The organism is Arthrobacter sp. Sr24 (genome assembly GCF_054511175.1).
This window is the reverse complement of record NZ_JBTNDB010000003.1, coordinates 142,531-166,591: the sequence shown is the minus strand read 5'-3', so window position 1 is coordinate 166,591 and position 24,061 is coordinate 142,531. Positions and strand designations below refer to the sequence as shown.

Below are 24,061 nucleotides of genomic sequence, written 5' to 3'. Positions count from 1 at the left end.
GCCAGTTCTGGCAGGACCACTTTGCCTTGTGAGCGGTGCGATCCTGCCAGCGTCTGGTTCCTCAGGTGGCAGCTAAGACGGATGAATCCATCAGAGTTGCCGGGAAAAGATTCTTACTTCTCGGTTGCAGCTTCGGCGGGCGCTTCAACAGCAGCTTCGGCGGCAGCGTCAGCGGCGGGAGCTTCAACAGCAGCTTCAGCGGCGGGTGCCTCGAGGAGTTCGCGCTCCCACTCAGCCAAGGGCTCAGCCGGTGCTTCGGTGTTGCCGGTTGCCTTGTTGTGGCGAACCATCAAGCCTTCTGCAACAGCATCAGCGATAACGCGGGTCAACAGTGCAACGGAGCGGATGGCGTCATCGTTACCCGGGATCGGGAAATCAACTTCGTCAGGGTTGCAGTTGGAGTCCAAGATGGCAACAACGGGGATGTTCAGCTTGTGAGCCTCGTCAATGGCGAGGTGTTCCTTCGGGGTGTCAACGATCCAGAGCAAGGACGGTGCCTTGGTCAGGTTGCGGATTCCACCGAGGTTGGTCTGCAGCTTAGTCAGTTCACGCTTGAGGAGCAGGAGCTCCTTCTTGGTGTGGCCCGAGGAAGCAACGTCTTCGAAGTTGATCTCTTCGAGTTCCTTCATGCGAGCAATACGCTTGGAAACCGTCTGGAAGTTGGTGAGCATACCGCCCAACCAGCGCTGGTTTACGTAAGGCATGCCAACACGGGTGGCCTGCTCTGCGATGGCTTCCTGAGCCTGCTTCTTGGTACCAACGAAGAGTACGGTTCCGCCGTGTGCAACGGTGGACTTCGTGAACTCGTATGCGCGGTCAATGAAAGACAGTGACTGCTGCAGGTCGATGATGTAGATGCCGTTGCGCTCCGTCAGGATGAATCGCTTCATCTTCGGGTTCCAACGACGGGTCTGGTGTCCAAAGTGGACGCCGCTGTCAAGCAGCTGGCGCATTGTTACGACGGGCATGCCGACGCTCCTTTTTGATAATTTACGGTTATTTTAGCCTTGGTTCCGCCGGTTTCCCGGACAAGTCCCTTGCTCCTGGCACCCATCGTGCATTCCATGAACCGCCGTGAGGCGGACCGTATGGGCACAATCCATCAGCAGGATCCAAGATCATTCTTGGATACCTCGTCAGGGTGGGGTGCGCGTAGTCAGTGCACAATCAGCACACTGCTCTGTCAATGTTACTACAAGGCGCCCCTAACCACTTACCACGTCCACTCCCCCACAGGCCCACTTTTACGGTGCACCTTCCACATTTGGCCGGACCCCTCTCGCGGGCAGCCCGACCTCGGCGCATGCTAAGAAAATGAACCTCGTCTTTAGCCGCTTGCCACTCGTATTCAGCGTGTTGTTGGGGCTGGTCTTTTTGCCGGGATCCGCGCCAGTCACCATGGCCGCTTCAATCAGTCCCCTATCAAGTACGACGTCGGCCGCTCCCCTACCAGCTAACCTCGCCTGGGGTTGGCCCCTAGTTGGAAAGCCGTTGGTGGTGCGCGCTTTCGATCCGCCCGCCCAGCCATGGTTGGCGGGACACCGTGGTGTGGACTTGGCCGCGGCCCAGGGCTCAACGGTACTGGCGCCCGCCTCGGCAGTGGTGACTTTCTCCGGCGTCGTGGTTAATAGGTCGGTGGTGACCATCGCGGTGGACAACGGTTTGCGACTGAGCTTCGAACCTGCGACCTCGCCACTTAAAGCCGGCGACTCCGTGATGCGCGGGCAGGAGATTGGCACAGTGGAGGGGCCTACACATTGCGACGGGTCCGCGACTGCGTCTTGTCTGCATTGGGGTGTCAGGCGAGGGGATGAATACCTCGATCCCCTACAGTTCATTCTCGACTTGCGCCCGTCAGTGCTGCTGCCATTGATCGACTGAGTTTCGCCCTACGGATCATCGTCGGGAAGTTGCTTGCACCGAGGATCGCAGATGGGTATGGCGCCAGTTGTCCACTGGCGCCATACCCATCTGGGTTCTCGTTGCTTCGCGCTAGTTCCTTCGCATAAACATTGCGGCGGAACTACACAATGGCCGAGATTCCGGTGATGGCGCGTCCAACAACGAGGGTATTGATCTCGTAAGTACCTTCATAGGAGTAGATGGCCTCGGAGTCTGCGAAGATCTTGGCAATTTCATAGTCGGTGACAATGCCGTTGCCGCCGAAAAGGCTCCGACCCATCGCGACCGTCTCGCGCATACGTGCCGTGGTGAAAGCCTTAGCCAGCGCGGATTGCTCATCCTTGGCCTGACCAAGGTCTTCCAGCTGTGAGAGCCGGACCATCATGCCCATAGAAGCAACCGTGTTGCCCAGCATCTTCACGAGCTGGTCCTGGACCATTTGGAAGGAGGCGATGGGACGGCCAAATTGTTCGCGCTCAATGGCGTAGCGGCGGGTGACGTCGAAGGCCGCCATTTGCTGGCCAACTGCCTGCCACGCAACGGCGAGACGGGTGACCTTGAGAACCTTGTTGGTGTCACGGAAGCTGTTGCCGCCGGCCAACTTGTGATCATGCGGGACCACCACATTCTCCAGAACAATGTCGGCGTTCTGGACGGTACGCAACGCAGTCTTATTTTCAATCTTGGTGGCGCTGTAGCCCGGCAAAGTGGTGTCCACCATGAACGCCTTGACCTGATTGTCGGCAACATCGCGAGCGTAAATAACTACCCAGTCTGAGAAGGTGGCGTTGCCGATCCAGCGCTTGGCGCCGTTGAGGATCCAATTGTCACCATCACGGACAGCGGTGGTGCGGGTGCCGCCAGCCACATCAGATCCACCCAGTGGTTCGGTCAGCCCGAATGCGCCGATTTTCTTGAGTGCGTAAATACCCGGCAGCCACGCGGCTTTTTGCTCTTCAGAAGCCAGCGCTTCAATGGAGCCAGTGAACAATCCGTCATGGACTCCCATGAACGTGGCAATGGAGGCGTCCGCGCGGGTGAATTCAGCATGGGCCAGTCCGGCAAAGAGGTTGGAATATCCCTGTCGATGAACGGGGCTCATCATGTCAAACTCGGCGAGCTTGGGGATGATCTCCATCGGGAATTCGCCGCGGTTCCAGAAGTCTGTGGCGATCGGCTTGACTTCCTTGGCTAAGAATTCACGCAGTTCCTGCAAGCGTCCGAGTTCCTTCTCGGAGAGCATCTGCTCGAATCCATAGAAGTCACCATCGGCGTAAGGGAGGTTGTTAATATCTACTGCAGCCTTGGGCACGGAAATTCCTTTGCTTGTTCTCATCGGTCAACACCAGCTGTTCGGCGGAAAACCAAACATGTTACTCATCAGTAACATACCGTAAATGATGTGGCGCAGGCAACACGACGGGCGCACGGGGGCGGGCGCTACGGGAGCAAAAAAAGAAGATAACCCCCTCCAAAGCAAAAAGAGCCGCAGGCCGGACATCCCAAAGGGTGTCTGACCTGCGGCTTTACATGTAGGGCCACTCGGACTTGAACCGAGGACCTTAGGATTATGAGTCCCGCGCTCTAACCAGCTGAGCTATGGCCCCATGCAAGGTGCCCAACCCGAAGACTAGATGGTCCAAGGGAAAAGCACTCTTACGATCTTAGATGATGCGGAGCTAATCCGCGTGATCCTCGTACGTTCCGCCACGATAAAGGTCCTCGAAAGTGTCAAGAGTCTTGGTCAGACCATGACGGGCCACCATGGAGTGGCTCGCCGCACCCATAGCGGCGCGATCTTCCGGTGACAGACGCATGATGGTGGTGATCTTTTCTTTCAGGTCATCGCTGTCGTTGGGCCTAAACAAGTAGCCGTTGACACCGTCTTCAACCAAGTGCGGAAGGGCCATGGCGTTGGCTAGAACCACCGGAGTGGAGGCGCTCATGGCTTCCAGAGTCACGAGTGACTGCAGTTCAGCGGTCCCTGGCATGACGAAGAGATCGGCTTTAAGGTAGACCTCGCGCAATTCTTCATCGCTGATCAAGCCTGTGAACGAGACCCGCGCAGACAATCCCAGCTTGGCGGTCTGAGCCTTGAGCGCGTTCTTGACTTCGCCGCCACCCACCACCACGAGGTGTAGGTTCAGATCGGCAGGCGTCTTAGCCAAAGCGTCAATGAGCACGTCAATGTGTTTTTCCTCAGCCAAGCGGCCCACGAAGGCGATGGTCGGGTATGGGTTGCGAGGAATGGTTTCACCCGCGGCTAATTCATAGTTGCCTGATTCAATGCCATTGGACAATGGCAACACCTTGCGCAGGAACGCGTGTTCATGCATGGCTTTGGCGGCCAGCGGCGTCGGAGTTGTGACAACGTCAGCACGGCTCATGACCTTGCCCATGTCCCGCCAGGAAACTTTGCCAACAATGTTCTTGAACCATTGCGGAAACGGGAGGAACGGGTTGAGGTTTTCCGGCATGAAGTGATTGGTGGCAACAATTCGAATGCCTCGTCGCGCAGCTTCATAAACGACGTGCTCGCCCACCATGTAATGGCTCTGCACATGCACCACGTCAGGGTTGATCTCATCAAAGAGCGCCTTGATGTCTTTCTTGATTTCCCATGGAAGGCTAATCCGGAAGTACTCATGAGTGGGAACGGATCGAGACCGGAGCCTGTGCACCGTGGCCTCGGCACGCTTTTCGGTAAACATGGGGCCACTGTCGGCGCGGCATGCCATGACATGAACCTGATGGCCTCTGGCCGTCATCCCCGTCGCTAAGCGGAAACAGAACTGCGCTGCCCCGTTGATGTGGGGCGGATAGGTATCTGCCGCAATCAAGATGGTAAGCGGCTTTTGGGCGCTTTCACTCGGGGTTGATGACACGGATAAAACTCCTGGTGGATTCTTTGCTGCCCAACGGGCAGGCTCATTATTAACGTTGTTAGTTCTTTGCAGCTCGACGCCGCTTCACCACATCCGGATGATGCCTTGACAACGCGATTACACCAACGATAGCAAGGATCGCTGCCCCGGCCATGGCAATCGCCAGGACGGCGGGTACATCGTCGTGAAGCTCACCCAAAATAGCAATTCCAATGGCAATTCCCACAATGGGATCGATGACCGTCAAGCCTGCAATCACCAAATCGGGGGGTCCGCTCGCGTATGCACTCTGGACGAACCAGCTACCCAGCCCGCCCGCTGCAGCGATGGCGATCACCGAATACCACTGCACATTCAGGAAGTATAAACCGTTGGGATCGAAGATCTGTTTGGAGATGATGCGCGTCAATACGGCGACAAAACCGAAGAGCACGCCGGAGCCAACAATGTAGAAAAACGATTTCAGGCGCCGTTTGAACAGGATGAAGGCACCACCGAAAATTGTGACAGCCAAAGCCAGCAACATCACCACCGTCAGTTCTTCAGTGGGAGTAACTTGAGTATTTTCCTTGACCGCATTGACGGCCAGGAGTACGAACAGCGCACTACCGGCAACACACGCGGTGATTGAAACCACGGTGGCCCGGTTAAGCCGAATCCCTTCATCGCGCGAATTCACGATGGTGGTAATCACCAGAGCTATTGCACCGATGGGTTGCACCACCGTCAAAGTCCCCAGCGTCAGGGCCACCACGTTCAGCGCTGTTCCAATACCCAGCAGCGTCAGGCCCAACACCCAACGAGGGTTGGTCAGTAAACGCACAAAACCGGACCCGCCCAGTGCGAGCCCGCCCGTGTTGTTTTTCACAGCGCTACCTTGGCGTTGTGCACCAAAGGCGAGGAAAAAAGCCCCTGCTACAGCGCACACAACGGCAACCCACATCATGGGCGGCCCTCATCAGCGCCATTCGTCCCAGCTGGCAGGTGCAGGTGGCGGTGTTTGGCCAGCACCGCCACCATGTACTGGCTGAAGGCGATCACATGCATGAGCATTGCGGCGGCGAGGATCACCCACGCCAACACAAAGGTGAAATCGGAATCCAAGGCTTCAGCCAGCAGCAACATGGGCGTACCCACCATGAGCGCGGCCGTCCGTGTTTTGCCCAACATAGTGACCTTGAGGTCCGCGTCTCCGCGGAAGAAGTACAGCGTTACCGCCAGAAGAACGACGTCGGGAATTACCAGGAGCAATAACAGCCATAAGGGGAGGATTTTAGCCAGCACCAAGGTGATGGTGACGGCCACCAGCGCCACGCGGTCAGCTAACGGATCCATGATCCGGCCCAGCTGCGAGGTCTGATTGAGCTTGCGGGCAACAAACCCGTCGATCCAGTCGGTGCAGCCCATCAGGGCCAGGACGAAAACGCCCCATCCATATTCCTGCTTGCTGAGGACTAGCCAGACAAATAAGGGCGTGCCCAGGAATCTGACCACTGTGATGATGTTGGGGATGGTGACAATGGCATTGGACGTATCAATGTTCGTTGCTGAGTTGTCGGCCATCTCATTCACTTTCCCCAGAAAAAGCATCACGGGCTGCCTGCGCAGCACCGATTCTGCCTGTCCCGTGACTCGTTGTACTTTGGTCGCGGATTATTTCTTCAACAACTTTCGCAGCAGCAGCCCACAAACGGCGGCAGACACGGCGAAGACAGCCAAGGGCTTCCAGCGCTCTTTCGCTGTTTCCACTGCATGGCCGACCGCACCAGATGCGGCCTTGTTGACGGTTTCCCGTACACGAATCTTGGCGCTATCCACTAAGTACGTGGCCTGCTTCTTCACATCGGCCTCTGAAACAAGTTCTTCACGCAAGCCCAACAGGTGTTCGCGTCGCGCGGCAGTGCGTGCCAAGAGTTCAGTCTCGCTAGCCTTGGGCCCGTGCTCTGCTTCCTTAGCGGCGCGTTCTGCCTTAGCCTTCGCTGCGGCTGCGTCGGCTTCTGCGGCGGCGACCTTTTTCTCTTCCTTGGTTAGCTCCTCTGGCTCCAAAGTAGCTGGGTCAAACTCGCGGCCCTCTTTAATGATGCCGATATCGTGGCGGATCCCACGCCAGGCATGCTTGGGAAGCAACGGCAGTAGCGACTTGAACTTCAAGTAGCCAATGAGGGCACTGACGCCAAGAACCACCAGGAGTGCTCCGCAGATGATCAGAGCCGAGAGCCAAAGCGGGATGACGGTAGCCAAACCAGCGACGGCGGCCACCACGAGGGCTATAACCAGCAACACTGTGAACACCAAAGCCAGGGCGGCAAAGACCGCCACCCCGCCCACCTTGGCCTTCTTGTGTTCAAGTTCCAGCTTCGCCAAAGCAATTTCATCGTTGATTTGTCGTGGCAGCAGCCGGGAGGCCGTCTTCGCTGCATCAATCAGCGCAGAACCATGGTTCTTCGAGTTTTCGTCCGCCGCGATATGCAGATCCTTATCCACAACCGTCACTGAGACCGCCTCCATCGTGTGTGTTCGTGTCGAAAGGTTGAAACCGTCACGAACCCGAAATCTTTGTAGTGCCACCTTCGCGGGAGCACTTCCGTAATGACAAAATTACCATCCATCAACCCAGCCGTGGGCCCTCACTTGCCGTGGAGCCGATGCGGAATAGGAAAGGTCCCTGTTCAGTTGCCCACAGGGGAGTGAAACTTATACGACTTGGACCCTAGTTGCACCGTTTTACAGGGGCACTACATAATTCAGGAAGTGGCACTCTTTCACCACAAGACCTAAACAACGCGAACGCCCCCATTTTTGAGGATTCTTTACTTGACCACCACCGTTCACCCCGGCGATTCCTTATCCCGCCGCCAAAAGCTGATCTATATTCTCGTACTAGGACTACTCACCGCTCTTGGCCCGTTCACGATTGATCTCTACCTCCCCGCATTTCCCGTCATCGGCGAGGAGTTCGGCGTCAGCGCCACCGCCGTGCAGCTGACCCTGACCGCAACGACAATCGGCTTCGCAGCCGGCCAGCTGGTGGTAGGCCCTTTTAGCGACAAATTCGGACGCCGGATGCCGTTGATCCTGGCCACAGCGTTGCATGTCGGCGCGTCCGTTGGCGCGGCCATGTCCACAGACATCACCATGTTGGGCGTGTTCCGAGTGCTGCAGGGCATCGGCGCCGCCGGTGGCGGTGTTGTGGCGATGGCCATGGTCCGCGACCTCTTCGGCGGCTACCAGTTGGTACGAATGCTCTCCCGCATGGCATTAGTCAACGGTATGGCTCCAATTCTGGCCCCCGTTGTTGGGTCCCAGCTCTTGGGTATCATGGATTGGCCGGGCATCTTCTGGTTCTTGGCCGCATACGGCGCACTCGTCGTCGTGGCAGCCTCTGTCTTCATCATTGAGACCCTGCCACCTGAGAAGCGGAAGTCCGACGGCGTAAGTGTCGCCGACCGCTATAGAGCGTTGTTCAGCGACAGAATCTTTGTCGGCACACTCTTTGTGGGCGGATTTAACTTCGCCGCACTGTTTACCTATCTCTCTGCCTCAACGTTCCTTTTCCAAAACACCTTTGGTTTCACTCCGCAAGAATATGGATATCTTTTCGCTGTGAACTCGGTAGGCGTGGTGGCTGGCGTCCAAGTCGCTTCACGGATCATGCGCCACACCGGCCCGCAGTGGGTCATCGCAGGGGCCACGGTAGCCCAAGTACTTGCAGCTGCGGCCATGATTATCTGTGACCAGATGGGCCTTGGCCTCTGGGGTGTGATTGTGCCGCTGTGGTTCTTTATTTGCGCCACAGGGTTCATGTTCCCGTCCGTACAGGTCTTGGGCCTGGCACGCAATGGCAAACAGGCCGGAACTGCCGCATCACTCTTGGGCGCAGTAACCTTTGGTTTCGCTGGCCTGATCACCCCGGTGGTGGGATTCATCGGGGTATCCTCCGCCACCCCCATGGCCGTCATTATGGGCGGCTCCATTCTGCTCGCGATGGCCGCCCTGTGGCTCATTGTGCGGCCACGAATGGTCCCAGCGATCTAGCCGAATGCAGAAGGACCCGTTATCCCTGGCCTAGCAGGGATAACGGGTCCTTTGTTCTTTATTGAGCTAGTAACCTTCGGAGGTGCTGCCACTCAGGACAGCCTCGGTGCCGGACAACCCCAACCGCGTGGCTCCGGCGTCGACCATGGCTTGGGCCGTGGCCCAGTCACGAATTCCGCCAGAGGCCTTAACTCCGAGCCGGCCACCCACAGTTTTGGCCATCAGTTCAACGGCGTGAACGCTAGCACCGCCGGCGGGGTGGAAGCCTGTGGAGGTCTTGACAAAATCAGCGCCGCAGCTCTCTGCGATCTCACAGCAACGAACAATTTGTTCATCGGTCAGCGCAGCCGTCTCCAAAATCACTTTCAGAACGGTGGGCGCAGGGACCGCTGCGCGAACTGCTGCAATGTCGCTGTGGACACTGTCGAAGTCTCCGGCCAAGGCCGCTCCTACGTCAATGACCATGTCAATCTCATGCGCACCATTTTCTACTGCCAAGTGGGCTTCCGCTGCTTTGATCTGGCTGTGGTGTTTGCCGGAGGGAAAACTACACACTGCAGCGATCTTGGACGTGGCAGTTGCCAGTGGCAACATGGACGGCGAGACGCACACGGAGTAAGCTCCCAGTCGCCCAGCTTCCGCTGCAGCCGACTCGGCTTCGGCCTGTGTCCCTGTGGACTGCAAAAACGTGTGGTCGACCATCTGGGCCAAGATTTCCGGGGTCAGGTTCATTGTTTTCATCCTTTTATAGTCGTTCTATATCTTCTCAGGCCGGGCTTTGTCAGGCACGGCCTGACATTTCTACTTGCAGGTGTCTACGTCGCCTAGGTCGCGAAGGTAGCCACAGAATTCGCTGACGCTGGAACCGGTGACAAGCTTTCCTTGCAGTACCAGGGACTCCTCAACGGTTTCCCCTGTTGCTACTGCGTGGCTGGTTTTGATGACGGCCTGGCCCAAAGCAAACGGGGATTCTGCGTTAGTTGCATACATTTCACCGTTCTTGATCGCATCGAGTGCGTCTCCGATGCCATCGTTTCCAACGATCTTGATCGAAGCCAGCAACCCACGAGACTTCACGGCTGCCACGGCACCGAGCGCCATTTCATCGTTAGCCCCATAAATTCCGGTGATGCCGGGATTAGCCTGAAGCATGTTTGTTGTAACGTCCAAGGACTTGCCGCGATCAAAGTCTCCTGACTGCACCGCTACCAGTTCAACTCCAGGGCATTCCTTCATGCCCGCTTGGAACCCGTTAGAGCGGTCACGAGCCACGCTGGTGCCTAGAATTCCCTGAAGCTCGGCTGCTTTTCCAGTTCCGCCCATTGCTTCGCACAGTGCTTGTGCGCCATTACGGCCAGCCTGTACTGCGTCATAGCCAATGAAAGCTGCCAGTTTGCCCTGATCCGGCATGCGGTCAAAGGCTACAACCGGTACGTTGGCTTCATTTGCCTGCACGGTAATGGACCCGCCGGCCTCACTGGACGTGGGGTCCAGAACTAGCACATCAGGCTTTTTCACTAACGCGGTGGTGGCCTGGTTCAAGGATTGAGTGTCATTGTTGTTCGCGTTTTGCACGTCCAGGGCCAGCCCCAATTTTGCTGCCTCATTCTTGGCACCATCGGCCACTGAGACAAAGAACGGGTTGTTGAGAGTGGAAATGACCAGCGTGGCCGATTTGTCGGAGCCGATAGCGTCATTGTCATTATTGTTGCGAACAATGGTGGTCACACCGGCGCCTGCCACCAGCAACGCCAGAATGGTCACAGCTGCAATCTGAGGTGTGCGTGCCCGCGCACCCATTTCCAAGGCTCCGGAAGCGGAGGAGCCGGCGGATGATTTCCGGCCAGATGGCGGTGGCTGGCGGAAGATCCGCATCAGAACACCCGAGTTGCGATCGATGTAGACAGCGAACAGGATCACTGCACCCTTAACTACTCCCTGCAAGAACGGCGAAACATTCAAGAGGTTCAGCCCATTGTCAATCATGGACAGCAAGACGGCACCAACCACGGTGCCCAGAAGTGCACCACGACCGCCAGCCAAACTGGTACCGCCAATGATGACAGCTGCAATGGCAGAGAGCTCAAGACCGGTGCCAGCGGTGGGCTGGGCGGTGCCCAGCCGAGCTGTGAGGATGAACCCGGCAACGGCTGCCAGCACACCGGAAATCATGAATGCCATGATCTTCACACGAGCGGTGTTGACTCCGGCAAGACGCGCAGCGTCTTCGTTGTCACCGGTGGCGTACAGCTCACGGCCGTACCGCGTCCGGGCAAGGATGTAACCGAACAGTACGGTAGCGCCAACCATGATCCAAATCGGGGTGGGGATCCCTAATATATGTCCCTGACCAAGGAAGAGAAATGACTCGCTGGTGACTTTGACCGGGTTACCTTGGGAGAACTGCAGGGTAAGACCAGCAAAAATGGACATGGTGGCCAAGGTTGCGATGAATGAAGGCATCCTTGTTTTGGTTACCAACAGTCCGTTGATGGCTCCTGCTAAAGCTCCCACGAGCAGACCAGCGGCCAGGCCGGCTACGGGTCCATGGGTGCTCATCACAGAGGCAGTGATGATGGCACTGAACCCCAACACCGCACCTACGGACAGGTCGATTTCGGCCAGAATAATGACGTACGTCTGGCCCGCGGCGATCAGTGCCACCACTGCGGCTGTCAACAAAATGTTGAGCATATTCGAGGATTGCAAAAACAACGGCGTGGCGAAGACCAGGGCGATGGCCACCAACGCCAACATCCAAACAGCACGCAGCTGATCGCTGAAGATTGATATTTTTTTCATTAGCTTAGGGTCTCCATTGCGTATTCAAGGACAGCCTGCTGGGTCAATGCGGGTGCGGACAGTTCAGCATTGACGCTGCCTTCTCGCATGACCAGTACTCGGTCTGACATTTCGACTAATTCGGGAAGATCGGATGAAACAAGGACCACTGCTACGCCTTGGGCGGCAACGTCATTGATGATGGAGTAGATTTCGGCTTTAGCTCCTACATCTACGCCGCGTGTAGGTTCTTCCATCAGTAAGATGGCGGGGTTGCTCAACAGGCACCTGGCCAGCAGCACTTTCTGCTGGTTTCCACCAGAGAGTGTTCCGACGGCGTCTTCGATGCTGTTGCACTTGATACTGAGCCGGGTTGAAATTTCCTGGCACCGTTCCCATTCAGCTTTTCGAGATACCACGCCGTTGCGTGTGATATCTGCCAAAGTTGCCAGTGATTCGTTATGGGGGATGGGCTGAGCGAGAGTCAGTCCTTCTGCTTGCCGATCCGGTGTCAGGTAGGCGATTCCTGAATTGATAGCGCGCTTCGGGGAGGAAAGGCTGACAGTTTCGCCGTCCAATTTAACGGATCCGCTGTGAGCGTTCAGACCGAAAAGTGCTCGGAGAACATCGCCTTTTCCGCTTCCCATGACACCACCGATCCCCAGAACTTCGCCTGCGTGAACCTGAAAGGAGACACCGTTGACGCCGTCGGCCTGCAGATTCGCAACGTCCAACCGGACCCGGTCTGTAGCGTGGTGTTCCTTCGGATAGAAGTTCTCAACGTCGCCACCCACCATCGCGGCAACCACCACTTTCTCGCTCAGTTCCGCAGGCGTTCCACTCAGAGAAACCTGGCCGTCTCGCATCACTACGATCCGGTCCGAGAGCGCAAATACCTCGGGTAGCCGGTGGCTGATGTAAATAATGGATACGCCAGACGCTTGCAGTTTCCGCACCTGGCTAAAGAGCATCTCTGACTCCCTGTCATCCAGGGCAGCCGTTGGCTCATCCAAGATCAACAACCGCACAGAGTGGTTCAGGCATCGAGCGATCTGGACCAACTGCTGTTCGCCGAAACTTAATTTCTCAACGGCCAAGCGTGTATCGACGTTGATTCCTACCTGAGCGAGTAGCTCAGCGGCACGCCGATGCATCTTGTCCTTATTGACAAAGAAGCGGCCAAACTCGCCAGTTCCATCGTGGGCGAAGATGTTTGAGGCGACATCAAGCTGAGGGAAGAGATTGTTTCTCAACTCTTGGTAGATCACTTGAACGCCGTCGGCCATGGCGTCTTGCGGGACGCTGTAATGACGCGGTTCGCCGTCGATCATGATCTGGCCGGAATCGGGTTGGTATGCACCGGCAATGATTCGGGTAAGGGTGGATTTCCCTGCGCCGTTCTCACCGACCAGGGACACGATTTCGCCGGGCTCGATACTGAGGTCAATGCCGCGCAAAACATGGTTGGGGCCAAAAGACTTGGTGATGCCCTTGAGGGAAATTGTCATCTCAGTACACCACCCCAGCAATGAGAATCACGTTGGCTTATGAAGTGAATTCACCGGACCGAACGGCAGCCTTGGATTGTGAGGTACGGGCTTTGAACTCCGTGTGGGGCACGAGTTCAAGGGGGATCATGTGCTCCTCGAGCCGTTCACGCAATGCAGTGTAAAGCGCAGGGCTGTGGGTGGTGATCTCGCTTGCCGCAATGGCTCCTTCGAATTCTGCTTCTGCCAGAACCACGTCGAGGCATTGCAGAAACTCTGGAACATTGGCCGTGAGCGCCAGGTCGATCCGCTCCACGCCGTGAGGGATGGGCAGACCGGCGTCGGTCACGACAATTTCGTCGGTGTGACCGAGTTCGGAAATGACCCGGGACAAGACCGGGTTGAGGGTACCGCTGTTTTTTCGCATTATTACTCCACCGCTTTGTAGAGGGATTGTAGAGGGGTTATAGAAGTTCTGGCGCTTGTTGAAAACAGATCTAGATGTGCAACGCGCCTAGTTGGCTGCCAGAAATTGGTCGACGCTTTCGCGCTGCGGAAGGCTGGGGCTGGCCCCGGCAACAGTGACAGCCAGGGCGCCGCCAGCCATGGCCCGACGCAATGCGTCCTCCCAGGAGAGCCCTTGGGCCAGGGCACTGCCCAAGGTGCCAGAGAAGGCATCCCCTGCCGCTGTGGTGTCAACGGCAGTTACTTTAAAGGGCTCTTGCAAGCTGATCTGCGTTGAGGTGTCACCTTGGCCACCCGTTCGTTCGACGACGACTGCGCCTGCCCCCGCCAGCGTCACCACTGCGCGGGTGACGCCCCGATCCTTGAACCAACGTCCGGCTTCGATGGCAGAATCCTGGTCAAAAACCTTGATGCCCGTCATGACCTGAGCTTCAGTCTCGTTGGGCGTAACGATGTCCACGTACTGCCAAAATTCCTCATTCAGCGGCTGCTCTGGTGCAGGTGCAGGATCAAGAATGACGGTAATTCCGCGTGCTTTGCAGCCTCTAGCAGCTTCCAGGGCGGAATCGTGCGGGATTTCAAGCTGAATCAGTGCCACAGTGGCATCCATGGTGGGTGCAGTGAGTGCTTCCCGGACGTGTTGGGGGCTCAAGAGTGAATTGGCCAGTGGAATCATCACAATGTCGTTTTCAGCTGAGGAATCAACCCTGATATGGGCAATGCCGGTAGCTCCTTTGCTCCGGAGCACGTGATCGGTATTGATCTGCTCTTGCGCCAAGGTGCCCAGCACGAGCTCGCTAAATGAGTCGTCCCCGACGCTGCCGATCAGTGAGACGCTGCTGCCTGCTCGCGCAGCAGCCAACGCCTGGTTGGCGCCCTTTCCGCCTAGGACCATAGTGAATGAGTCACCAAGCACGGTTTCACCGGGCTGGGGCAGTCTCTCACTGAAGCTGGTGAGGTCACAGGTGATACTGCCGATCATCAAAACACTGCCATATTTGGGCACAGTAAACGTCATGGGGGTTCCTTTGGGATTGAAAGTGTTGTGTTGAAGCCTGTTGTTTAGTTCAGGGCGTTGCGGGTGCGGCGCACGATTGCCGGACAGTCAGTGCCACGGGTAGAACCTTGTGCCTGAAATCCCGTTGTCTTCCGGTGTCCATATCTTCGATGCGCGCAAGTAACAGATCTGCTGCTGCATGACCTTCAACCATGGCGGGACGTGAAATGACGGTCACAGGAGAGGGCAGCAGTTCCGCCAGATCGAAATCATCAAAACAGAGAAAAGAAAGTTGCTCAGGAATGGAAATTCCAGCCGCATGCAATGACAACAGAGCACCTTGGGCCATGGTGTTGTTCCCAACAAAGACAGCAGTAATTCCGGTATTGGCAGCTATGATTTCCTGCGCAGCACGCTGGCCAAATGCTCTGGTGAACTCTCCGATTTTTGTATCTTCAGGCTGTATTTCAATGCCGGCTGCCCGAAGAGTCTTCAAGAACTCCGTGTGCCTAACTTGCCCAGGCAACGTTTCCTGACGGCCACTAATGATGCCAATACGGCGGTGTCCCAGTGCAATCAAGTGTTCCGCCGCCATCCGGGCTCCCCCGGCGTTGTCAACGTGGACCAGATCAAATTCTGGGTTCGCACCGACGGTGCGGTCGATCAGGACCACTGGTTTACCAAGTTCCTTCAGCATTTTGTGCGTCCGGTCGCTGGCCTCAGCGGGAACAATGGCTACTGCGTCCACGGCATCGATGAGACCACCCAAGACTTCGCGTTCAGCGGTGAACTGCTCATCGCTGCTTACAACGATGATGCGGAACCCCTTGGTGATGACTCGTTCTTCGATGCCGCGGACCAGCCGCGCAAAGTAGGGGTTGCCTATATCTGGGACGATGACGGCAATGGTGTGGTGGCGCCCCAGTCGAAGTCCGCGTGCACTCGCATTAGGCCGGTAGCCCAGTTCAGCGATAGCGCCTTCCACTGCCGCCCGGTTGCGTATGTTCTCGCCTGAGAGCATGCGCGAGACGGTGGCAATGGAAACACCAGCACGTTGCGCAACATCGTGGATGTTTGCCATGTGTGCGCTCTCCTTCTAGTCTTTGCGAATGATTCGTGCGCAAAATTCCTAGGTACTGGAAAGCGCATCCGGCTGATATCTGACGAGCAAATGATCGCGTGTCACTGATCTAGTGTAAACGTTTTCAGTTGCTTAGATCACTGTAAACGTTTTCAGATGTGAGTGCAACCCCACACTCCACAATTAAATACTCCGCATCCGGAGGGGTGGGTTGGCGGCGGGTTGGCGGCGGAGCGGTGGACTGGTTAATAATGGGGGCACCCCTAAACCTCTCACCGCGAGACCTCAGGTTTGGCCCCCTAAAACGCTTTTAGGGGGCCAGATCTGAGGACTCGAGGAGCCTAACCCGCGATTCCGGACTCGAGGAGGCCACTAGCTAACCCCTAACCACCAGTAAGCGAAACGCCTCAGTGGTTAAATGCAAAAAATCCCCGCACTCACATGGAGTACGGGGATTCTTTATATATAAAGCTCCCCCACCTGGACTTGAACCAGGAACCTTTCGATTAACAGTCGAACGCTCTGCCAATTGAGCTATAGGGGAATGCGGCAAGTAAATCTTAGCAGTAATTCACAGTTGAAATCAAATTAGATCAAACCCGATCATTTCCGCACACTCAACACAATAATTGCCTCCGGCCCACGTTGGGACCGGAGACAATTTTTGTTTTGGCTCCCCCACCTGGACTTGAACCAGGAACCTTTCGATTAACAGTCGAACGCTCTGCCAATTGAGCTATAGGGGATCGTGCAGGAACAACAATAACAAAGGGTTGCCCAGTTGTGAAATCGGGCCGTTCCAGGCTCGCTACCCGTCCCCGCGCAGCTGTCTGCGAGCCGTTTCCAGCTCCATTAATTCGCGCTGGAGCAGGTTGTAGCTCTCTGGATCAACGGACGGATCCATGCGCTGTAAGGCCCCCAAGCGTTCCTCTTTGAGCCGTGTGATTTGCAACTCAAAAAGCCTGCGCAGAATGTCCCGACAATACCGTATCAACGTCTCTTCACGCGTGGCTGGCAATGGACTCAGCGCCAGCTCAGCCACCAGAGATCCCAGCTCCGGCGGAACGTGCTCCCGAACGGCCTCTAGCCACTGCGACGACGCCACCTGCGACTCCCCCGCCTGATAGATCCCCTGCTGCACAGCCTTGTACGCCGGCACTACGAACTCCGTCGCGGCAAAATGCTGCCAGTTCCCCGCCGATAAGTACCCAGGATGCTGCAGAACAACCTCCAACGCCTCCCGCTCCATCCGGCCCTGCGGATCGCGCGGATCAGGACGGGCTACTGTGGGCGGCGCCTGCTCCACCTCTGCTGAGGCGGCCGCAACCTGCTGAGGACGAACGACGTCGTTCCTCATGTTCTGCTGCCCCGTCCCTGTCCGCTGGTGACCGGGCTGGGTGTGGGCACGCCGCTCGGCACCCTTGACCGCACGCAGAACCTCATTGGGATCTGCCATGCCCAACCAACCGGCGAGTTCTTGGCTGTAGCCCATCCGGGTGGAAGCGTCGCGGATTGCAGCTACCACGGGGGCCGAGGCACGCAGGCCACTGACACGGCCCTCAACGGTGCTCAGATCGAACTTGGCCAAGGTGGTGCGAATAGCGAATTCGAAGAGCGGCCGCCGTGAACGGATGAGCCCGTGAACAGCCTCATCACCCTTGCGCTGACGCAGCTCGCAGGGGTCGGCACCGGAGGGTTCAACGGCCACGAACGTCTGCGCCGTGAAGCGCTGGTCCTCATCGAAGGCCTTCAGCGCAGCTTTCTGGCCGGCTGCATCGCCGTCGAAAGTGAACACCACTTCCCCTCCAGTGCCATCATCGGAGAGTAGGCGTCTGGCGACCTTGATGTGATCGGTTCCAAAGGCCGTGCCGCACGTAGCGACGGCGGTATCCACACCCGCCAGGTGACAGGCCATGACGTCCGTGTAGCCTTCCACCACCACGAGTTGGCGTTTGGAGGCAATGGCCTTCTTGGCCAAGTCGATGCCGTAGAGCACCTGCGACTTCTTATAGAGGCTGGTCTCCGGGGTGTTCAGGTACTTGGGCCCTTGGTCATCGTCGAAGAGTTTGCGGGCACCGAAGCCCACAGTGTCCCCGGCAATATCGCGGATGGGCCAGATGAGTCGTCCACGAAACCTGTCATAAATGCCACGTTGGCCCTCGGAAAACATGCCGGTCAGCTTCAACTCATCCTGTGTGAAGCCCTTCCCCGTCAGGTGTTTCAGGAGGGCATCCCAGCCTTGCGGAGCAAAGCCCACGCCGAAGCGTTCAGCGGCCTCACGGTCAAAGCCGCGCTCATCCAGAAATTGCCGGCCAGCGGCTGCGGCGGGGGTGAGAAGCTGTGCGCGGAAGAATTCGCTGGCGATTTTGTGGGCGTCGAGCAGGCGCTGACGCTTGCCTACATCTTCGCGACGCGGACCAGTTCCGCCATCCTCATAGCGCAGCTCGTAGCCAATGCGACCGGCTAGTTTCTCCACTGCCTCAGAGAATGAAATGTGATCCATTTTCTGAATGAAAGAGATAGCATCGCCGCTCTCCTGGCAGCCGAAGCAATGAAAGTAGCCCATTTGCGGGCGGACGTGAAAGGAGGGGCTGCGCTCATCGTGAAAGGGGCACAGGCCCTTGAAGGAACCAATCCCCGCTGATTTCAAGGTGACGTAAGAGTCAACAATTTCCTTGAGGTCGGTGCGAGTCCGCACCTCATCTATATCTTCACGTTTAATCAGGCCAGCCACTGGGCCAGTTTACGTGAGATCCAGCCAGCGCGATTCCCACCATGCGCATCCCTGTGGAGAACTCTCGGGTGGCTAGAATCACCCACAATTTCGACTTTGCCGCGGTTATTCGTGCCTAGACTGGAAGGGCCCCAATGGCGTGGAAGTCGATTCCTTCAAGAGTCGCAAACCACATCAAATATCAAGCCAAAGGGAATCCTATGACCACGGCAATCAGCCACACCACATCCACGCAGCAGGGGCCGGACACGAGCCTCGCCGCCCGCCCGGGCATGGACCATGACAGCAAGGTTATTGCCATTTTCTTCGCCGCTGCCATTGCACTCTCAGTCATTCTTTCGGCAGTGGCAATCCTGATCTACAACACGGCCAGCCCCGAACAACTGGACCAGATCTCCACCATGATGAGCGGTTACACCCCGGCCCTGTAGCGGCAGCACAGTACCTCCCTCAAGTGCTGGTCCCCAAGTACCGGCCTTAGAGCAGTGTCCGTTCGTTACCCACGAGCCGCTCGTGCAGCGCAAGTGCCGATACATCCGTCAGTGACGCGATCTGGTCGATGACCACCCGGAGCCGGGACGCGTCGTCGTGCGCGTCACGCCAATCGGCGGCAAACATGGTTTCCAAATGCGCATCCCCGGTGACACTGAGCACGGCAACCAGTTCGCTGAGGATGTCCTGCTGGCGCTGGTAAATAGGCTGGCGGTGATCGGTGGTCATGACGAAGGTGGTGGCCAGGCCCTTCATGACGGCAATTTCCTGCAGGGTCTCGTGCGGCACTACCACCTCGCCTGCGTAGCGCGCCAAGGGTCCAGTGCCATGCACGGCACGGGTCGCGGCGACGGCACTCTGGCAGAAGCGGCCAATGAGTTGGCTGGTCATATCCTTCAGCGCGGCCATGGATCGGCGGCTGCCATCGGCGCGCAGCACCCACACGTCCGTGGCTTCGAGCCGCTTGAGCGCGGCATCAATATCGGCCACATCTACGTTCGGCAGGTACCACTGCTGGGTGTAGCCCAAAACCCGATTGCGCTGATCTTGATTGCTTAGCCACTTGAGCTGGACGTGCCCGGCGACGATGGCATCTTCGACGTCGTGGACCGAGTAGGAGATGTCATCGGCGAGGTCCATGACCTGGGCTTCGATGCAGGTTCTGCCAGCCGGGGCGCCTTCGCGCAGCCAGTTGAACACGGGAAGATCGTCGGCATAGGCGCCAAATTTGCCTGTGCGCAGACCGTTGATGAGGGGTGCACCGACCGCCAGCCAGGGGTATTTTGCGGAAGCGTCGAGGGAGGCGCGGGTCAGGTTTAGGCCAGCCGAACCGCCGTCGAGCGTGAAAACCTTGGACTCAAGGCGGGTCAACAGCCGCAGGGTTTGAGCGTTGCCTTCGAAGCCGCCAATGGCATGGGCCAGATCATTGAGGACGGACTCTCCATTGTGGCCAAAAGGCGGGTGGCCGAGGTCGTGAGCCAGGCAGGCCGTGTCCACAACGTCACGATCGCAGCCCAGTGTGCCGCCCAGCTCGCGGCCAATCTGGGCCACTTCCAGGCTGTGAGTCAGGCGGGTGCGGACGAAGTCATCGGTGTCCGGGGCCACCACTTGAGTTTTGGCCCCCAGCCGGCGTAGCGCCGAGGAATGCAGAACACGTGCCCTGTCACGCTCAAAGACTGTGCGGAAACTAGTTTTCGGAGCTTCCTGCACCCAGCGCTGTTGATCATGGGGAAGGTACACGGATTGCAATTCATTGGACATATTTCCCAGTTTAGGGCCAATGCAGCGCGCTACTGGGACGTTCTCCACAGCCCGGCATGCTCTGCGCCTCGCTGCCGCCGATCGACCCGTCAGATAATGACGCTTAGAAATTTCTAAGCGTTATTATCTGACGGGTCGATCGGGGTAGTGCCGGTGGGTTCTGGGCCGGGCGGGCCGGGTCGATGTGGGGTAGTGCCGGTGCCGGGTGCGGCTGGGTGGGCCCACGCTCGTCAGGTTCCCAAGAAATCGCGCCAGCGATTTATTGGGCCGGCGAGTGGGGCCTAGCCGCCGGAGACGTCCGATTCAGCGCCGACCAGCTCCACCTTTTGCGATCCGCTGAGAGTACGCTCATCCAGCCATCCTGCAGGAAGGGCGGTGCGCTTGGGTGTGCCAGCACGGCCGCGGGGACCCTCAGCGTCGACGCCCGGGTACTCCCCCGACATGTCCAGCTGATCCAGCAGTTCGCGAAGCGCCTCGAGAGTGGGCACGCTGGACAGTTTGGCGCGCAAATCTCCGCCGACCACGTAGCCCTTGAAATACCAGGCCATGTGCTTGCGGATATCCCGCAGGGCCTTATTTTCGTCGTCAAAGGTGTCCACCAGCAGCTCGGCGTGGCGGTATACGGCAGCAGAAACTTCAGCCATTCCGGGCTTGTGGCGGGCATCGCTGCCTTCAAAAGCGTTCATCAGATCTCCGAACAACCACGGGCGGCCCTGGCAACCACGGCCTACAACTACGCCGTCGACGCCGGTCTGACGCACCATGGAGATGGCGTCTTCGGCACTCCAGATATCGCCGTTACCCAGGACAGGAACGTCTGGGAGTGCTTCACGCAGACGGGCGATGGCGTCCCAGTCGGCCTGGCCGGAGTAGAACTGGTTCGCGGTGCGGCCGTGCAGCGCTACCGCAGCAACACCGGCGTCGCGCGCAATACGGCCAGCTTCAAGGTAGGTGAGGTGGTCCTCGTCAATACCCTTACGCATCTTGATGGTCAGCGGCAACCCGCCCTTGGAGGCTTCCCGCACGGCGGTCTGAACAATGGAGGTGAAGAGGTCCAGCTTCCACGGCAATGCAGCACCGCCACCACGGCGGGTCACCTTGGCGACGGGGCAACCAAAGTTCAGGTCAATATGGTCCGCGTGGTCTTCTTCGACCAGCATGCGCACGGCCTTGCCCACAGTTTCGGGGTCCACGCCGTAGAGCTGGACGGAACGGATCTGCTCGTCGTCGTCGTGGCTGATGAGGCGCATGGATTCCGGGGTACGCTCCACAAGAGCGCGGGAGGTCACCATTTCGGACACGAAAACGCCGCCACCGTGCTCGCGGCACAGCCGACGGAATGCGGTGTTGGTGATCCCGGCCATGGGGGCAAGAATCACGGGGGTGTCCACCGTAATGTTGCCGAGCTTCAGGGGCGGGAGGTCCAGTTTGGTATCGCTGGTGGGGATGTCTGTAACAGTCACAAAGCTATTCTCTCAAATCCTGCCAACTTCTGCGCAGTGTTCCTGGCCGGCAGGTAGGCTCGCGGTGCTGCTCGCGTTCTGCCGGTGGCGGATCTGCGGACAGTCAGCGGCCCACCCCGTGAACAAGATCACCGAAATCCTGGCCGAGAAAGTGATGAGAATAGCTATTTTCCTTGGCTACCTGTGCCGCAAATGGACTTAGGGAGTTGATCGCTGGTGAAATGGATACACGATCTCTCTTTCCCTCAGCATCAAGGAATCCTTTGCCCCGCATCTCCCCCACCAAGACGGCCATCCTGGCTGCCGCACTGGAACTCGGTGCGCTCCACGGGATTTCCGGGACCACCATGGATGAGGTGGCCGAGCGAGCTGGCGTGGCCAAGGGCAGCGTCTATTACAACTTTGCGTCCAAGGACAAGCTCTTCGAGGAATTGCTGACGGCGGGTGTTTGCTCGCTGGCCGAGAATTTGGCGGCGGCGCGCGCGCGTGCATCTGGGTTTGCCGCGATTGAAGCCATGGTTTCTGACATGTTGACCTTAATTGCCAACAACCGCTCGCTGGCCAAGCTCATGGCGGCCGAGATTTTCCGCACCGACAGAACCTGGCAGACCGCCGTGTCGGTGCTGCGCCGTGAGGCTGTCGCTGAATTTGGGGCAGCGTTACTGCCACTGGTTCCAACCGATACATCTGAGAGCAGCCGCCTGCTCATGGCCGGAGGCATCTTCGGAGCCACATTGGTAGGCGGACTGGAATGGCTCCTGTTCAGCCCCGATACACCGGTGGAAGAAGTCTCCGCGGCCATCCTGTTCACGTTCTCGGGAAAGCTCGCATCCTAGCGATATTAGGGAACGACGACGGTGGGCCCACGCCCGCGAGGGCCCCGCTGTGAGCGTGCGAACAGTGGGAGCGGGTGGGGAGGTCACCGTCGCGCTCAAGGGTGACCTCCCGTCGTCGTACTTCCTTAGGGTTATAGGCCCAGAATGCTGGTGGCGATCAGGAAGTAAATGATCAGCCCGGCCGCGTCCACAAACGTGGAGATGAACGGGTTGGAGAATACGGCCGGATCAGCCTTGAGCGCTTTGCCTAGTAGCGGCATGAGACCGCCAATGCTGGCCGCCATGGTGCACACGCCCAGTAGCGTCAACCCGATGACCCAGCCCAGCGCCACTGTGAAGGCGAGAGAGGCGATCACAAACCCCAAGGTGCCCAGCAGTAGACCTAGGGATGCGCCGACGCGCACCTCGCGGGCAAAGACTTTCAGGAAATCGCGCGGGCGAACATCGCCTAAGGCCAGCGCCCGGGTGATGGTGGTGGCCGCCTGATTGCCGGTGTTGCCGCCGGTGCCAATCAACAGTGGGATGAACAGCGAGAGCACCACTTGCTCGGCCAGGGTGGCCTCAAACGCGCCAATGACCTGAACTGTCAGCGTGGCACCGACTGCCAAGACCAGCAACCACACCACCCGGGCGCGAACTATCGTGCCCACAGGTGTGGCCAGATACGGCCGGCGCAGCGGCTCGGTACCGCCAGAACGTGCGGCGTCCTCGGATTCGGCGTCCTCTAGGATCGCTAGGGCGTCGTCGACGGTCAGTATTCCTACCAAGCGATCTTCGGCGTCGACGATGGGCAGCACCAGAACCTTGGCGTCGGCACAATAGCGCGCCGCTTCCTCGGCATCTGCGGTGGCCGGAAAGCTCAGCGGGGACTTCATGATGCTCGCTACCAAGGCGGAATCATCCGCCCGCAACACATCGCGCAGCGAGATCACACCTACCAAATGGCGTCCGGCATCTGTGACCGGAATGGTGTAGACACTCTCGGCATCATCGAGCTGAGCGCGCACGCGAGCGAACGTCTGTGCCACGCTCAGATGCGGATGAGTGGTCACAAACTCGGGGCTCATGTACCGGCCAACGGCACAATGAGGGTAGCCCAGCACCATGCTGGTCAGCGCTCGCTCCTTCTCATCCAGGCCAGAAATGAGCCTGTTCGCCACGGAGGCCGGAAGCTCATCCAGCAGCGCCACCCTGTCATCCGGGCTCAACTGGGCAAAAACGTCGGCAACTTCAGCGTCCTTCAGCCCTGCCACAAGATCGGCCTGGAGCGCCGCATCTAGGCGTTCAAAGACCTCAATGGCACGGCCTTTGGGCAGCGTGCGGTAGGCCAATGCCCGTTCAAGGGTATTCAGCCGTTCCAATTGCTCCAACGTTTCTGCTGTGTTCAACGGCAAGAGCGCACCGGCAATGGCGGCCACATCGTGTTGGCTCAAGGCGCGGCCGAGCAGCTCTGCGCTGTCCTCAAAAGTCTGAACTGGGTACTTGGCTGGGTACTTAGTCATGATCCGAATCCCTCCGGTAAAAACACGCGCGTTCATGACGCGACGCCGGCCGCGTTCATGGCGCGGCGCCGGCCGCGGGCGTGTGCAGAAAATGGTTGTGTGGCGGTGTGCCGGGTGGTGCTTTGCTGGGTTGTCACCTGC

At 58.1% G+C, this 24,061-nt stretch carries 20 protein-coding genes and 3 tRNA genes; 4 read left to right on the top strand and 19 right to left on the bottom strand.

The window, feature by feature from the left end; translation table 11 throughout:
- Positions 1 to 113: 113 nt before the first annotated feature.
- Positions 114 to 968 carry a 30S ribosomal protein S2 gene (gene rpsB / locus ACX80D_RS03735; RefSeq protein WP_459321284.1) on the bottom strand — a complete coding sequence of 285 codons (855 nt, stop codon included), beginning with the start codon at positions 966 to 968 and terminating at the stop codon, positions 114 to 116.
- A gap of 346 nt (positions 969 to 1,314) precedes the next feature.
- On the opposite strand from rpsB, the gene ACX80D_RS03730 reads away from it, so the two are divergent.
- Positions 1,315 to 1,881 (top strand): M23 family metallopeptidase, encoded by a 567-nt coding sequence (locus ACX80D_RS03730; RefSeq protein WP_459321283.1) that lies wholly within the window; start codon positions 1,315 to 1,317, stop codon positions 1,879 to 1,881.
- 142 nt (positions 1,882 to 2,023) lie between these two features.
- On the opposite strand, the gene ACX80D_RS03725 is transcribed toward ACX80D_RS03730, so the two are convergent.
- The 6 genes from ACX80D_RS03725 to ACX80D_RS03700 form a co-directional block, all read right to left on the bottom strand.
- Entirely contained in the window at positions 2,024 to 3,238 is a 1,215-nt protein-coding gene (locus ACX80D_RS03725; protein ID WP_459321282.1) for an acyl-CoA dehydrogenase family protein, read from the bottom strand.
- 197 nt (positions 3,239 to 3,435) lie between these two features.
- Positions 3,436 to 3,509, bottom strand: a tRNA-Ile gene (locus tag ACX80D_RS03720).
- Between the two features lie 72 nt (positions 3,510 to 3,581).
- Positions 3,582 to 4,787, bottom strand: coding sequence for a glycosyltransferase (locus ACX80D_RS03715; RefSeq protein WP_459321281.1), 1,206 nt, complete (start codon positions 4,785 to 4,787; stop codon positions 3,582 to 3,584).
- 58 nt (positions 4,788 to 4,845) lie between these two features.
- The gene (locus ACX80D_RS03710; RefSeq protein WP_459321280.1) at positions 4,846 to 5,733 is read right to left on the bottom strand and encodes a DMT family transporter; all 888 of its coding nucleotides are present in this window, start codon (positions 5,731 to 5,733) and stop codon (positions 4,846 to 4,848) included.
- Complete coding sequence (locus tag ACX80D_RS03705) at positions 5,730 to 6,350, bottom strand: CDP-alcohol phosphatidyltransferase family protein (RefSeq protein ID WP_459321279.1); 621 nt, start codon at positions 6,348 to 6,350, stop codon at positions 5,730 to 5,732. Before ACX80D_RS03705 ends, ACX80D_RS03710 begins: the two co-directional genes overlap by 4 nt.
- 90 nt (positions 6,351 to 6,440) lie before the next feature.
- Positions 6,441 to 7,280: a phage holin family protein gene (locus ACX80D_RS03700; RefSeq protein ID WP_459321278.1), complete on the bottom strand. Its 840-nt coding sequence runs from the start codon at positions 7,278 to 7,280 to the stop codon at positions 6,441 to 6,443.
- A gap of 321 nt (positions 7,281 to 7,601) precedes the next feature.
- On the opposite strand from ACX80D_RS03700, the gene ACX80D_RS03695 reads away from it, so the two are divergent.
- On the top strand, positions 7,602 to 8,822 hold the full coding sequence (locus ACX80D_RS03695) for a multidrug effflux MFS transporter (RefSeq protein WP_459321277.1): 1,221 nt from the start codon (positions 7,602 to 7,604) through the stop codon (positions 8,820 to 8,822).
- A 66-nt stretch (positions 8,823 to 8,888) separates the two neighbouring features.
- On the opposite strand, the gene deoC is transcribed toward ACX80D_RS03695, so the two are convergent.
- The 9 genes from deoC to dnaG all read right to left on the bottom strand — a co-directional run bounded on the left by deoC (position 8,889) and on the right by dnaG (position 18,367).
- A complete protein-coding gene (gene deoC, locus ACX80D_RS03690; protein ID WP_459321276.1) occupies positions 8,889 to 9,563 on the bottom strand; it encodes a deoxyribose-phosphate aldolase in 675 nt (224 codons plus the stop codon).
- 60 nt (positions 9,564 to 9,623) lie between these two features.
- Positions 9,624 to 11,624 (bottom strand): ABC transporter permease/substrate-binding protein, encoded by a 2,001-nt coding sequence (locus tag ACX80D_RS03685; RefSeq protein WP_459321275.1) that lies wholly within the window; start codon positions 11,622 to 11,624, stop codon positions 9,624 to 9,626.
- Positions 11,624 to 13,111 carry a sugar ABC transporter ATP-binding protein gene (locus ACX80D_RS03680; protein ID WP_459321274.1) on the bottom strand — a complete coding sequence of 496 codons (1,488 nt, stop codon included), beginning with the start codon at positions 13,109 to 13,111 and terminating at the stop codon, positions 11,624 to 11,626. The genes ACX80D_RS03685 and ACX80D_RS03680 overlap by 1 nt, the downstream gene beginning before the upstream one ends.
- Positions 13,112 to 13,148: 37 nt before the next feature.
- Positions 13,149 to 13,517, bottom strand: coding sequence for a D-ribose pyranase (rbsD, locus tag ACX80D_RS03675; RefSeq protein WP_459321273.1), 369 nt, complete (start codon positions 13,515 to 13,517; stop codon positions 13,149 to 13,151).
- 87 nt (positions 13,518 to 13,604) lie between these two features.
- Complete coding sequence (locus ACX80D_RS03670; RefSeq protein ID WP_459321272.1) at positions 13,605 to 14,573, bottom strand: ribokinase; 969 nt, start codon at positions 14,571 to 14,573, stop codon at positions 13,605 to 13,607.
- 49 nt (positions 14,574 to 14,622) lie between these two features.
- The gene (locus ACX80D_RS03665) at positions 14,623 to 15,633 is read right to left on the bottom strand and encodes a LacI family DNA-binding transcriptional regulator (protein ID WP_459321271.1); all 1,011 of its coding nucleotides are present in this window, start codon (positions 15,631 to 15,633) and stop codon (positions 14,623 to 14,625) included.
- Positions 15,634 to 16,104: 471 nt separating this feature from the next.
- Positions 16,105 to 16,177, bottom strand: a tRNA-Asn gene (locus ACX80D_RS03660).
- A 126-nt stretch (positions 16,178 to 16,303) separates the two neighbouring features.
- A tRNA-Asn gene (locus ACX80D_RS03655) sits at positions 16,304 to 16,379 on the bottom strand.
- Between the two features lie 62 nt (positions 16,380 to 16,441).
- Positions 16,442 to 18,367, bottom strand: a complete 1,926-nt coding sequence (dnaG, locus tag ACX80D_RS03650) for a DNA primase (protein WP_459321270.1) — start codon at positions 18,365 to 18,367, stop codon at positions 16,442 to 16,444.
- A 200-nt stretch (positions 18,368 to 18,567) separates the two neighbouring features.
- On the opposite strand from dnaG, the gene ACX80D_RS03645 reads away from it, so the two are divergent.
- Positions 18,568 to 18,798, top strand: coding sequence for a hypothetical protein (locus tag ACX80D_RS03645; RefSeq protein ID WP_459321269.1), 231 nt, complete (start codon positions 18,568 to 18,570; stop codon positions 18,796 to 18,798).
- Positions 18,799 to 18,844: 46 nt separating this feature from the next.
- Here ACX80D_RS03645 and ACX80D_RS03640 read toward each other — a convergent pair whose 3' ends face one another.
- The gene (locus ACX80D_RS03640; RefSeq protein ID WP_459321268.1) at positions 18,845 to 20,119 is read right to left on the bottom strand and encodes a deoxyguanosinetriphosphate triphosphohydrolase; all 1,275 of its coding nucleotides are present in this window, start codon (positions 20,117 to 20,119) and stop codon (positions 18,845 to 18,847) included.
- 281 nt (positions 20,120 to 20,400) lie between these two features.
- The gene (dusB, locus tag ACX80D_RS03635) at positions 20,401 to 21,582 is read right to left on the bottom strand and encodes a tRNA dihydrouridine synthase DusB (protein ID WP_459321267.1); all 1,182 of its coding nucleotides are present in this window, start codon (positions 21,580 to 21,582) and stop codon (positions 20,401 to 20,403) included.
- 263 nt (positions 21,583 to 21,845) lie between these two features.
- Here dusB and ACX80D_RS03630 point away from each other — a divergent pair, with 263 nt between their 5' ends.
- Positions 21,846 to 22,418 carry a TetR/AcrR family transcriptional regulator gene (locus ACX80D_RS03630; protein ID WP_459321266.1) on the top strand — a complete coding sequence of 191 codons (573 nt, stop codon included), beginning with the start codon at positions 21,846 to 21,848 and terminating at the stop codon, positions 22,416 to 22,418.
- A gap of 131 nt (positions 22,419 to 22,549) precedes the next feature.
- Here ACX80D_RS03630 and mgtE read toward each other — a convergent pair whose 3' ends face one another.
- Positions 22,550 to 23,920, bottom strand: a complete 1,371-nt coding sequence (gene mgtE / locus ACX80D_RS03625; protein ID WP_459321265.1) for a magnesium transporter — start codon at positions 23,918 to 23,920, stop codon at positions 22,550 to 22,552.
- Positions 23,921 to 24,061: the final 141 nt, after the last annotated feature.